This window comes from Streptomyces sp. NPDC093065 (assembly GCF_044754585.1).
In the GTDB taxonomy this organism is placed as follows: Bacteria; Actinomycetota; Actinomycetes; order Streptomycetales; family Streptomycetaceae; genus Streptomyces.
Map to the genome: position 1 here is coordinate 596,916 of NZ_JBIVPJ010000002.1, position 11,975 is coordinate 608,890.

12 protein-coding genes are annotated in these 11,975 nt (G+C 69.4%); 10 read left to right on the top strand and 2 right to left on the bottom strand.

What is annotated here, in order from left to right; genetic code table 11:
• The first annotated feature begins 8 nt into the window (after positions 1-8).
• From ACIQFU_RS05650 to ACIQFU_RS05690, 9 genes are all read left to right on the top strand, one after another.
• The gene (locus ACIQFU_RS05650) at positions 9-326 is read left to right on the top strand and encodes a hypothetical protein (protein ID WP_402549179.1); all 318 of its coding nucleotides are present in this window, start codon (positions 9-11) and stop codon (positions 324-326) included.
• Entirely contained in the window at positions 323-1,663 is a 1,341-nt protein-coding gene (locus tag ACIQFU_RS05655) for a hypothetical protein (RefSeq protein WP_402549181.1), read from the top strand. Before ACIQFU_RS05650 ends, ACIQFU_RS05655 begins: the two co-directional genes overlap by 4 nt.
• Positions 1,664-1,746: 83 nt before the next feature.
• On the top strand, positions 1,747-2,343 hold the full coding sequence (locus ACIQFU_RS05660) for a hypothetical protein (protein WP_402549182.1): 597 nt from the start codon (positions 1,747-1,749) through the stop codon (positions 2,341-2,343).
• Between the two features lie 245 nt (positions 2,344-2,588).
• Complete coding sequence (locus ACIQFU_RS05665; protein ID WP_402549184.1) at positions 2,589-3,023, top strand: hypothetical protein; 435 nt, start codon at positions 2,589-2,591, stop codon at positions 3,021-3,023.
• 41 nt (positions 3,024-3,064) lie between these two features.
• Positions 3,065-3,943, top strand: coding sequence for an LLM class flavin-dependent oxidoreductase (locus ACIQFU_RS05670; RefSeq protein ID WP_402549186.1), 879 nt, complete (start codon positions 3,065-3,067; stop codon positions 3,941-3,943).
• Between the two features lie 11 nt (positions 3,944-3,954).
• Positions 3,955-4,752: a class I SAM-dependent methyltransferase gene (locus tag ACIQFU_RS05675; protein WP_402549187.1), complete on the top strand. Its 798-nt coding sequence runs from the start codon at positions 3,955-3,957 to the stop codon at positions 4,750-4,752.
• A 939-nt stretch (positions 4,753-5,691) separates the two neighbouring features.
• Complete coding sequence (locus tag ACIQFU_RS05680; protein ID WP_402549188.1) at positions 5,692-7,017, top strand: PhoH family protein; 1,326 nt, start codon at positions 5,692-5,694, stop codon at positions 7,015-7,017.
• 427 nt (positions 7,018-7,444) lie between these two features.
• Positions 7,445-8,143 carry a transglycosylase SLT domain-containing protein gene (locus tag ACIQFU_RS05685; RefSeq protein WP_402549189.1) on the top strand — a complete coding sequence of 233 codons (699 nt, stop codon included), beginning with the start codon at positions 7,445-7,447 and terminating at the stop codon, positions 8,141-8,143.
• Positions 8,144-8,294: 151 nt separating this feature from the next.
• On the top strand, positions 8,295-9,698 hold the full coding sequence (locus tag ACIQFU_RS05690) for an AI-2E family transporter (RefSeq protein ID WP_402549191.1): 1,404 nt from the start codon (positions 8,295-8,297) through the stop codon (positions 9,696-9,698).
• Between the two features lie 92 nt (positions 9,699-9,790).
• Here ACIQFU_RS05690 and ACIQFU_RS05695 read toward each other — a convergent pair whose 3' ends face one another.
• Positions 9,791-10,327, bottom strand: coding sequence for an alkyl hydroperoxide reductase (locus tag ACIQFU_RS05695; protein WP_052840909.1), 537 nt, complete (start codon positions 10,325-10,327; stop codon positions 9,791-9,793).
• 6 nt (positions 10,328-10,333) lie between these two features.
• Positions 10,334-10,888 carry a peroxiredoxin gene (locus tag ACIQFU_RS05700; RefSeq protein WP_007444367.1) on the bottom strand — a complete coding sequence of 185 codons (555 nt, stop codon included), beginning with the start codon at positions 10,886-10,888 and terminating at the stop codon, positions 10,334-10,336.
• 137 nt (positions 10,889-11,025) lie between these two features.
• Here ACIQFU_RS05700 and ACIQFU_RS05705 point away from each other — a divergent pair, with 137 nt between their 5' ends.
• Positions 11,026-11,964 carry a LysR substrate-binding domain-containing protein gene (locus ACIQFU_RS05705; RefSeq protein WP_402549192.1) on the top strand — a complete coding sequence of 313 codons (939 nt, stop codon included), beginning with the start codon at positions 11,026-11,028 and terminating at the stop codon, positions 11,962-11,964.
• The last annotated feature ends 11 nt before the right edge of the window (positions 11,965-11,975 follow it).

Here is an 11,975-nt window from a genome sequence, read left to right on the forward strand (position 1 = left end):
GCGGGCGGGTGGCTGAGCGGCTTGCCGTTGACGGGGACGAACTCGGGCGGTTCATGAAGTCGCTGACGCGGTCGTCGACTTCGCTCAAGGGCGTGCGGAAGGCGCTGTCGGACGCGACGATCGTCGGGCTGGGCACGGATGAGCTCGACTCGGCGTGCGAGGCGTTCCAGGAGGACTGGAAGTACGGCTCCGAGGAGATCGGCAAGCAGACGGAGGACCTTGCCGACATCATCGGCAAGAGCAAGGACAGCTACCTCGAGGTCGATCAGGCGCTCGAGGCGGCGATGCGGCGGTCCCGCGAGGCCGAGGGCGGCGGCGAGAAGTGACCGTCGCCGCCGGTGAGGACCAGTACGGTGCCGCGCTCGACCCGCAGTCGCGGGCGGACCTGGGCAAGCCCCAGGGGCTCAAGTCCGCGCCGCCCATTCCGAACCCGGAGTACCCGCACCTCGGTTTCAATCCGGTGCCGGGGGACACGGAGTGCGTGCGCGGGCTGGAGAAGAAGCTCAGCGGGTGCGCGAAGGTACTGCAGGAGGCGTACGACCTCGTCACGAAGCTTCTCGACGGCAGCTACTGGAAGGGCGACGCCGCAGTCGCCTTCCGCGAGCAGCTGGATGGCGGGCCGTTGCCGCTGAACCTCAAGAACGCGGCGCACTCGGTCCGCAAGGCGGCCAAACAGCTGGACCGCTGGGAGGGAGAACTCGACGACTTCCAGCGGCGGGCCAGGAAGCTGGAGGGCGACGCGAAGGACGCCCAGGCCGTGGTGGACCGTGCACGGGGGCGGGTGGAGCGGGCGGGCGGGGGTGACGGGGACACCGCGCGCAAGGCTCTGACGCGGGCGAACGGCGACCTCGACGACGCCGAGGCCGAGCTTCGGAAGATCATCGGCAGGGCGGAACGGCTGGCCGAGGAACATGAGGAGAAGGCCGGGTACCGGGCGCGGAAGATCCGGGACGCGACGCGGAAGCTGGTGCCGCACGAGCCGGGTTGGTTCGACGAGGTACTCGACTGGCTGGGCGACAACCTGCCGGACATCCTCAGTTTCGTGGCGGGGTCGATCGGGGTTGTGGCGCTCCTTCTTTCTGGACCGTTGGGATGGGGCATCGCGACGGTTGCTGCCTTGATGCTCACGGCTTCCGGGCTGAGCCTTGCGGCGCTTGGGCTGCGGCTCGCAGATCCAGAAGTGCGGGCGTCTTTGTGGGACGGCATGACGAAGGGAGAGCTTGATGCCGACTTCTGGAGCAATGCCGTTTCCGTGGGAGCAGATGCTGCCGGTGCTCTGCCCGGTATCGCGGCGGTGGCCAAGGGTTCCTTCGAAGCTACGCGAGCCGTTCGGCGGAGCGGGCAGGTTCTGGATTTCTGGCAACGGGCCGGTACCTACGGTTCGAGGATTGTCGACGAGGCTGGAGCAATCACTACCCTGGAGAACTCAATGGTCGCCCGAGCGGTACGAGGATTCAGTGATCCCGGCAGAGCAGCCAGTGTTGTTTCTGGCACTTCGGCGATTGTTGGCGTCGGAACAGGCGGGTTTGGCCTGTACAACAAGGTCGTGGACGCAGAAGACGACGGGATCAAAGACGGCACCGTTGCCGGCATTGACGGCTCACGCCTCGTTCTTGACGGTGGCGGCCTCGTGGACATTGCACGGTACGTGATCTGTCATTGATTATGAGGAAGGGAACCATGGAGCCTGTCGCCTGTACGACTGCATGGGATCATCCGCCGACTCGTCGAGCTTGGCTCAAACACATGGCGATGAACGTGGTCGGTCTATTTGGCTGGGTAGGCGGCTGGGTGCTCCTGTTCGGCGTCTCGGTGTACTCGGCCGACTGGATCGTCTGGGTTTTTCTCCCGTACTTCATCTATGCGCCCTACCGCGCACTGACGCAGCTGCGTTATTTCCCGGCAGCTCTGTCGATGCTGCGCGTCTTGCGAACCTCCAGATGGCAGCTCATGCGAGGGGTTCCGTACGGGCTGACTGATCGACCGGATGTCGCCGTTAGGCACTACGGCTGGTTCGAGTTTCCCAATCCTGCTGACCCAGAACAGTGGCTGCCGATGGTTTTTACCCGGCACCTGCGCCTGGAATGGTGGTCGAGGCGTATGGCTCCTCGAGCCAAGCCTCATCTGAAGGCCCAGATTGAGGATATCTGGTTCGCCGGAGATTCCCGCTTCATCGGAGTAGTCGCAGCGTCCTCACGGGGCGCGAAGGCTCCTCGGCGCATGCACGTAATTGAACAGCATATGAACTTCCCTCATTATGGTAAGCGCCCTAATGGTTGGGAAGTCGGTCCCGATGGCATCTCCCGTGGACGCCGTGCGGCTGGCGACTCCATTGCCCCCTAAGACGTGCAGGAAGTACCGTGGTCACTTCGCACATTTACATGCATGAATCAGTGGACGCCGCACAGTCGGAATTATGGTTTGCTGAACCAGCTGGCTTTATGCCTGTTCCGCTGAATTCCCTCCTGGCCCGTCCCGGATCACCAGAAGCCGAAGCGATGTGCGGAGCCGTCGCCCCGTTGCTCGATGCGGCGCCCAGTGAATTGGTGCGCCAGCGGTTCGTTGCGCAGTGTGCGCTGGGGCAGCGGATGCTCGGAGCTCTGTGCGGTGTCGGCATGGTGCACTGCTCGATCGGCCTGCATCGCGACGACATCGACCCGGCGGGTACGCCCCTGCTCTCCCTCTTCACCATCTCCTGGCAGGACACGAACGTCGCCCCAAGAGGAGTAACGGCAGCCCGCGTCGCCACGACGGACAAGGGGCACACACGCATCGCTTTTGAGGAGTTCGCCTGCGGCCCCGGCGTCCTCAGCGAGACCACGTCGCGGTGCGCCGCTGAGAGTGGGCTCCCCCAGCTCCCCCTCCTGCAGGTCCACGCCCATCTCCCCCACCCCGACTGCCGGCGGCTGGCCGTGTTGACGGTCAGTACCGTCGCGGTCGCGCGGCGGGAGGAGTACCGGGCGGTGTTGCGGCGGATCGTCGGGACCGTTCGTTTCGAGGACCCTCTGGGGGCCGCGTCGTAATGGTGTTGTCCGGTGGTCGAAGGCGAGGGTAGGAAGAGTCCATGACTGGACTCGGTGCCGTACTCCGCCCTCAGCTCGCCCCCGAGCGGCTGCGTGCCGTGGCGCATGTTGCCGATGAGGTGGGGCTCGAGGAGCTGTGGCTGTGGGAGGACTGCTTCCGTGAAGGCGGGATCTCCGCGGCCGCCGCTGCCCTCGCGTGGACCGAGCGGGTGCGGGTCGGCGTCGGACTGCTGCCCGTGCCGTTGCGGAACGTGGCCCTCACCGCGATGGAGGCCGCCACGCTGCACCGGATGTTCCCCGGCCGTGCCGTCCTCGGCGTGGGGCACGGGGTGCAGGACTGGATGGCGCAGGTCGGGGCGCGGGCCGAGTCGCCCGTTGGGCTGCTGCGGGAGTACCTCCTCGCGCTGCGGGCCTTGTTGAGGGGCGAGCGGGTGACGGTCGAGGGGCGTTACGTCCGGCTGGACGACGTCGCGCTCGACTGGCCGCCGGAGCAGGCCGTCAAGGTGTTCGCCGGTGCCACCGGGCCCCGTTCGCTGCGGCTGACGGGGGAGGCCGCCGACGGGACCGTGCTCACCGCGAACACGCCGCCCGACGGCGTGCGCCGCGCCCGGCGGCTCATCGACGAAGGGCGTGCGGCGGCCGGACGCGGCGACGACCCGCACCGGGTCGTCGTCTATCTTCTCGCCGCCACCGGGACCGACGCCCGCGAACGGCTCCGCGCCGAACTGGTCGCCGAAGGCGTCGCGGACGTGCCGGACCTCGGCGCCGCGGGGGACGCGGAGGCGGTCGCCGACGCCGTGCGGCGGTTGGCCGAGGCCGGGGCCGACACCGTCGTCCTCCAGCCGACCGGCGACGAGCCCGACCCGGAGGGGTTCGTGCGGTTCGCCGCGGAGCGGGTCCGGCCCCTCGTGGCCGGATAGCCGTGCCTCACATGCGTTCCTTCGACGAACTCGTGGCCGAGGCCGCCGCCGTTCCCACCGAGGGGTGGGACTTCTCCTGGTTCGAAGGCCGGGCCACCGAGGCGCGGCCGTCCTGGGGGTACGCGCGGTCCCTGGCCGGGCGGCTGGCCGGGGCCACCGCAGTGCTGGACGTGCAGACCGGGGGAGGGGAGGTGCTGGACTTCGCCCTCCGAGCCGCCGGTTCCGACCGGGCGCCGCTCGTCGTCGCCACCGAGGGCTGGGCGCCCAACGTCGTAGCGGCCACCCGGCTGCTGCGCCCGCGCGGTGTCCCGGTGGTGGCCTCGGCCGACGACGCGTCCCTGCCCTTCGCGGACGGCGCCTTCGACCTGGTCGTGAGCAGGCATCCCGTCGAGCCGCACTGGGACGAGGTCGCCCGCGTGCTCGCGCCGGGCGGTACCTACTTCGCCCAGCACGTCGGGCCTGCCAGCGTCTTCGAGCTCATCGAGTACTTCCTCGGGCCGTTGCCGGAAGCCGCCCGTCTGCACCGTCGTCCCGAGCGTGAGCGTGCCGACGCCGAGGCGGCCGGGCTGGAGGTCGTGGACCTGCGGGCGGAGCGGCTGCGGATGGAGTTCCTCGACGTCGGTGCCGTGGTCCACTTCCTGCGCAAGGTCGTGTGGATGGTCCCCGGGTTCACCGTCGAGGAGTACCGCGACCGGCTGCGCGAGCTGCACGAGCGCATCGAGGCCGACGGGCCCTTCGTCGCCCACAGCTCCCGTCACCTCTTCGACGCGCGCAAGCCGGAGGGCACCGGGCCGGCGGCCACGCCCTGAGCGGTGCGCTCGCGGCGGCCACGCCGGGCGCTCACCTGGTGGACCTTCCGGGCGTAAGCAGCGCACCTTCGCAAATATCCGCGTGCCGGGAGGCAGGGTGCGAAATCAGCCGCCGATCCTCACAGGGTTTCCACATCGTTATTCATCGTTGTCCTTCTCGGGTCGAATCCGAGCCGTCCGGTCACGTAGGTTCGGACCAGGTAATTCGCGTGAGCAAAGCTGCGCGTGCGGCACCGCGCAGTGGAGGGGGCTGCGCGGTGCCGGGTCAAGCCGGCGGACGGCGTCGGTGTCACCCGGACGGGGGAAGGAAGCGGGCTCCGGCCCGGGGTGCGCGGTCGCTCCGGGGTGGCCGAGATTCCGGCCCGTTCGACGGGTTCACTGTGATTTGGCCATGATTCAGGGCGGAATGAGGGCTTCCGTGGCTGTCCGGGCGTCGCCGGGTGACTCCGGAGAGTAGTTGTGGCACGCCGATGCGCGCGGCATCACTTACGAAGGGTTATGGTGGAAACCCCCCCTCGGGCCGGTCCGTATCCCCCCCCACGGACCGGCCCGTTTTTTGTGCCCTCCCGGGCAGGCCCGCGCAGCGGTACGCCCGTAACGAGGAGTTCACCGGTGCGTCGTCCTGTGCCGTGGCATGGCGGCGCGTGTTCGAGGGCATAACCCAAGCAGGTCGACGCCCGAACCACGGGTGTCGGATCTCAGCGGACGGCACGGAGCCGTCCGCCCGGGAGGCCCTTTGCACCAGCCCCACCGTGCGGTCACGGCACGGAAGACGCGGCGGAGGGCCGGTCCACGGCCCGCGCCAGTGCAGGGCGGCCCCGAGGGCTCGGCTGGCGGATCCCGTCAGACGGTCCCCGGACCGGTCGGCTCGTTCCCGCCCTTCCGGCCCAGCGTCCACTCCGTCGCTCCCCGACCTCTTCCGAGGGGGTACGTCCTTCCGTGGTGACCAGCACAAAGCGCCACAAGCCCGACAGGCGCACCTATGTTCTCGACACCAGCGTCCTGCTGGCCGACCCCAACGCCCTGAACCGCTTCGACGAGCACGAGGTCGTGCTCCCCATCGTCGTGGTGACGGAGCTGGAGGCCAAACGGCACCATCCCGAACTCGGCTACTTCGCCCGGCAGGCCCTGCGCCTGCTCGACGAGTTCCGGGTGCGGCACGGTCGCCTCGACGCCCCCATCCCGATCGGGGACCTGGGCGGCACCGTCCGCGTCGAGCTCAACCACTCGGACCCCAGCGTGCTGCCCACCGGCTACCGCCTGGGGGACAACGACTCCCGCATCCTCGCGGTCGCCCGCAATCTGCAGGCGGAGGGGTTCGACGTCACCGTCGTGTCGAAGGACCTCCCGCTCAGGATCAAGGCGTCCTCCGTCGGCCTCCTCGCCGAGGAGTACCGCGCCGAGCTGGCCATCACGGACGCCTCCGGCTGGACCGGAATGTCCGAGCTCACCCTGCCGGGTGAACAGGTGGACGTGCTCTTCGAGGAGGGCCGGATCTACGTCCCCGAGGCCGCCGGGCTGCCCGTGCACACCGGCCTGACCATCCAGTCGGAGCGCGGCAAGGCCCTCGGCCGGGTCGCGCCCGACGGCAACGTCCGGCTGGTGCGCGGCGACCGGGAGGCGTTCGGGATCAAGGGCCGCAGTGCCGAGCAGCGGATCGCGCTCGACCTGCTCCTCGACCCGGACGTCGGGATCGTGTCGATGGGCGGCCGGGCCGGCACCGGCAAGTCGGCGCTCGCGCTGTGCGCGGGCCTGGAGGCGGTCCTGGAGCGCCGGCAGCACCAGAAGGTGATGGTCTTCCGCCCGCTGTACGCGGTGGGCGGGCAGGAGCTCGGCTATCTGCCCGGCTCCGAGGCCGAGAAGATGAGCCCCTGGGCGCAGGCGGTCTTCGACACGCTGTCGGCCGTCACCAGCCGGGAGGTCATCGAGGAGGTGACCGCGCGCGGGATGCTGGAGGTGCTGCCGCTGACCCACATCCGGGGGCGCTCGCTGCACGACGCGTTCGTGATCGTCGACGAGGCGCAGTCGCTCGAGCGGAACGTGCTGCTGACCGTGCTGTCCCGGATCGGGGCCAACTCGCGGGTCGTACTCACCCACGACGTGGCACAACGGGACAATCTGCGGGTGGGCCGGTACGACGGAGTGGTCGCCGTCGTCGAGAAGCTGAAGGGGCATCCGCTCTTCGCGCACGTCACGCTGACCCGCTCCGAGAGGTCCCAGATCGCGGCACTGGTGACCGAAATGCTGGAGGACGGTCACATCTGACCCGTCCGAGAACTCCGACCCGACAAGGGCCGGTTACCCGTCAGTCGGCGCCGTCCGGAAAGGCCCAGAGCCTAGCCGGGCGGCGCCTCGGCGTGTGCGGATTTCCGTGAATCCCCTGGGCCAAACGGGATGTGAGCTTTCACACGCAACACGGAATTGCCTCACCCCGCCGGGTTACGGCAGAGTCTCATTCCTGTCAGGCCCCGCATACGACACAGCTGTACCCCCAGCGGTATGGCGCCACAGAAGCACCAGAGCCAACTCCATAGCCGAGTCGTATGCCGCCCGAGCACCACGCGGCGCTCCCCGCAGGGGGGTTGTCCACCGGGCCCGTGCCTCCCGTGACCCGTAGTTGGGGAGGCCAGCGCCAGGGGCACGATTGCGTCCGCGAGGGTCACCGGAGCGGGCGATGCTGGAAGGAAACCGTGTGAGCCGGATCTCGGTCCGGGGATTCGCAGTGGCCTCGGCCACGGCGGTCACCGCCGTCGGAAGCGTCGTCGGAGTTGCCTCGGGCAGCGTCGCGCAGAACAACGACGACGCTGAGGCGACGGCAGCAGGCACGACGCTGCTTGCCGACATCCCCATGGGTGAGCAGGCGCAGGTGCAGACCGCGTCCCTGACGCATCAGGCCGATGTGCAGGCCATCGCCGCGGACGCGAGCGCCAAGAAGGACGCCGAGGCGGCGGCCCGCAAGGCAGCCGCCGAGACCGCCGTGGCCAAGCAGGAGAAGGCCAAGAAGGCGGCCGAGGAGGCCAAGAAGCGCGAGGCGGAGAAGGAAGCGGCCAGCCGCGACGCCCAGCGCGAGTCCACCAGCTTCGCGGTCCAGAGTTCCTACAGCACCAGCCAGATCCAGGCGATGGCCCGTCAGATGGTGCCCAGCGGCCAGTTCCAGTGCTTCAGCAACATCGTGGACCACGAGTCCAGCTGGAACTACCGGGCCGTCAACGCCTCCTCCGGTGCCTACGGCCTCTTCCAGGCCCTCCCGGCGGGCAAGTACGCCTCCGCGGGCGCCGACTGGCAGACCAACCCGGCCACCCAGATCAAGTGGGGCCTCAGCTACATGAACAACCGCTACGGCAGCCCCTGTGAGGCCTGGGGCTTCTGGCAGGCCAACCACTGGTACTGAGCCGGGCAGTCGGGCCTCGCGGCCCACGCTCAACCTCGCGCAGCCCCTCACCGTCCTACGGTGAGGGGCTTTCGTGCTCCCGCCATGTACGGTCGGACCGGAACGACTCCAGGGGGGAGTGGTGGGGAAAGACGGGGGAAGAGGACGGATCATGTCACGAGTGCCAGGGTGGCTCGGTCGGCTCGGCGCCGGACTGACGCAGATGAGCGAGCGGTTGGAGCAGCGCCGGGAAGAGGCGCGTCGGCACGACGCCGGCCACGGACCGGTACCGGACCACGACCACGTGCCGCAGTCCGCAGACGACCCGGTCGAGGAAGCGGCGGCGGAGCACCTCGCCGCACACCGTACGGTCGCCGTCCACGACCGGCCCGACCCGGCGCAGGCCGTGCCGTGGGGAGTGCGGGTGGCCGCGGAGGCCGGATGGCGGCTGCTGGTACTGGCGGGCACCGTGTGGGTGCTGATGCGGATCATCAGCGCCGTGCAGCTGGTCGTGCTGGCGTTCGTGGCCGCGCTGCTGATCACCGCGCTGCTGCAGCCGACCGTGGCCTGGCTGCGCCGGCACGGGGTGCCCCGCGGGCCGGCCACCGCGCTGACCGCGATTCTTGGCTTCGTGGTGATGGGACTGATCGGCTGGTTCGTCACCTGGCAGGTCATGGAGAACATCGACAACCTCTCCGACCAGGTCCAGAACGGCATCGACGAGCTGCGCAACTGGCTGCTGAACAGCCCCTTCCACGTCACCGACAAGCAGATCAACGAGATCGCCAAGAACCTGCGGGAAGCGGTCGGCGCCAACACCGACCAGATAACGTCGGCCGGACTCGAGGGCGTCACGGTCGTCGTCGAGGCGCTCACCGGCATCCTGCTGGCCGCCTTCTCGACGCTCTTCCTGCTCTACGACGGCAAGCGCATCTGGCAGTGGACGCTGAAGCTGGTGCCCGCGGCCGCCCGGCCGGGCGTGGCCGGGGCGGGTCCGCGCGCGTGGCGGACGCTGACCGCCTACGTGCGCGGCACGGTGATCGTCGCGCTGATCGACGCGATCTTCATTGGTCTCGGCATCTACTTCCTGGATGTGCCGATGGCCGTACCGCTGGCCGTGTTCATCTTCCTGTTCGCCTTCATCCCGCTCGTCGGAGCCGTGGTGTCCGGCGCGCTCGCGGTCGTCGTGGCGCTGGTGACGCAGGGCGTGTTCGCGGCGGTCATGACGCTCGTGGTGGTGCTGGCGGTGCAGCAGATCGAGGGGCACATCCTGCAGCCGTTCATCCTCGGACGCGCGGTGCGGGTCCATCCGCTGGCGGTGGTGCTGTCGGTGGCCGCCGGCGGCATGGTGGCCGGCATCGGCGGCGCCGTGGTCGCCGTACCCCTGGTGGCGGTGACCAACACCGTCGTGGGCTATCTGCGCGCGTACTCCCGTGAGGCCGCGCTGCGGCAGCGGCCGAAGCCGCACGGTGCCACGTCGACCGACGCCGCCCCGGCGATCGACCGGGCACAGGAGCGCCCGGAGACCCAGGAGCCCCCGGAGACCGGTCCGCCGTCGGACGCCTCCCCGGCCTAGCGGTCGGCGGCACTGAGGCGCCGGCACGCGAACGGGCCCCGCCCACCTTCCGGTGAGCGGGGCCCGTGCCGTACGTGCCGTGCGAAGCGGGACTACTCGGCGGCGAGGACCGCCTCGGCGTCAAGCGTGACGCCGACCGCCTCGACGACGGCGGCGATCTTGAACGCCTCCTGGATCGTCTCGCGGTCCACGCCGGCCTTGCGGAGCACCTGCTCGTGCGAGTCCAGGCACATGCCGCAGCCGTTGATGGCGGACACCGCGAAGGACCACAGCTCGAAGTCGACCTTGTCGACGCCCGGGTTGCCGATGACGTTCATCCGCAGACCGGCGCGCAGCGTGCCGTACTCGTGGTCCGACAGCAGGTGCCGGGTGCGGTAGAAGACGTTGTTCATCGCCATGACGGCGGCGGCCGACTTGGCGGCCGAGTACGCCTCGGGCGTCAGGTTCGCCTTCGCCTCCGGCTCCAGCTCACGCAGGACGATGGGGGAGCGCGAGGCGATGGCGGTCGCCAGCACGGTGCCCCACAGCTGCTGCGCCGGGAGGTCGGAGTTGCCGATGACCGAACCCAGGTTGAGCTTCAGGTCCTTGGCGTAGTCCGGTACGGCGGACTTCAGGGAGTCGAGGGACATGTCGGCTCACTCCCCCGACAGCAGCGCGACCGGGTCCAGGGTCTCGTCGCCCTTGCTCCAGTTGCACGGGCAGAGCTCGTCGGTCTGCAGGGCGTCGAGGACCCGCAGAACCTCCTTGGGGTTACGGCCGACGGAGCCGGCGGTGACCATCGTGAACTGGATCTCGTTGTTCTGGTCCACGATGAAGACCGCGCGCTGCGCGAAGCCGTCCTCGCCCTCGATGCCGAGGTCGCGCATGAGCTCGTGCTTCGAGTCGGCCAGCATCGGGAACGGCAGGTCGGTCAGGTCCGGGTGGTCCTTGCGCCAGGCGTGGTGCACGAACTCGGAGTCGCCGGAGAAGCCGAGGACCTGGGCGTCACGGTCGGCGAACTCGTCGTTCAGCTTGCCGAAGGCGGCGATCTCGGTCGGGCACACGAAGGTGAAGTCCTTGGGCCACGCGAAGACGACCTTCCACTGACCCTCGTAGGTCTTGTGGTTGATCTGCTGGAACTCCTTGCCCTTCTCCAGCGAGACGCAGGCGGTCAGATCGAACTCGGGGAACTTGTCACCGACAGTGAGCACGCGCTCTCCAATAGTGCAGCGAAGAAACACCCGCTTTGCGAGCGTTTCCCATGGGTTGGACGTTGTTGATGTTGGCACAGGGTGCATTGATTAGGGAAATAGCTACACTCGGTCCAGTTGATCGGAGGTGGCTATTAGTGTCCGGTAAGAAGAGGCAGCCCAGCCTCGCCCAGCTGCGGGCTTTCGACGCGGTCGCCGAGCACCTGCATTTCCGCGACGCCGCAGCCGCGATCGGCATGAGTCAGCCGGCGCTCTCGGGAGCCGTCTCCGCCCTGGAGGAGGCACTGGGTGTCACACTCCTGGAGCGAACGACGCGCAAGGTGCTGCTCTCGCCGGCCGGCGAGCGGCTCGCGGTGCGGACCAAGGCCGTACTGGCGGAGGTCGGCGCGCTCCTCGAGGAGGCGGAGGCGGTACGGGCGCCCTTCACCGGCGCGCTGCGGCTCGGTGTCATCCCGACCGTGGCGCCGTACCTGCTGCCGACGGTGCTGCGCCTGGTCCACGAGCGCTATCCCGACCTCGATCTCCAGGTCCACGAGGAGCAGACGGCGAGTCTCCTGGAGGGCCTGACGACCGGCCGGCTCGACCTGCTGCTGCTCGCGGTGCCGCTGGGCGTCCCCGGCGTCACCGAACTCCCGCTCTTCGACGAGGACTTCGTCCTGGTCACCCCGCTCGACCACCGGCTCGGCGGCCGGGAGGGCCTGGAGCGCTCGGTATTGCGCGAGCTGAAGCTGCTGCTGCTCGACGAGGGCCACTGCCTGCGCGACCAGGCGCTCGACATCTGCCGGGAGGCGGGCCGCGCGGGTGTCCCGGCGACGACCACGGCCGCCGGACTGTCGACGCTGGTGCAGCTGGTGGCGGGCGGCCTCGGGGTGACGCTGCTGCCGCGCACCGCCGTCCGCGTGGAGACCTCCCGCTCCAGCCAGCTCCTCACCGCCTCCTTCACCGACCCGGCCCCCACCCGCCGTATCGCCCTCGCCATGCGCACGGGCGCGGCCCGCTCGGCGGAGTACGAGGAACTGGCGGCGGCCCTGCGGGAGGCGATGGCGGTCCTGCCGGTCCGGCCGGTGCACGACTGAGCGACCGCCCG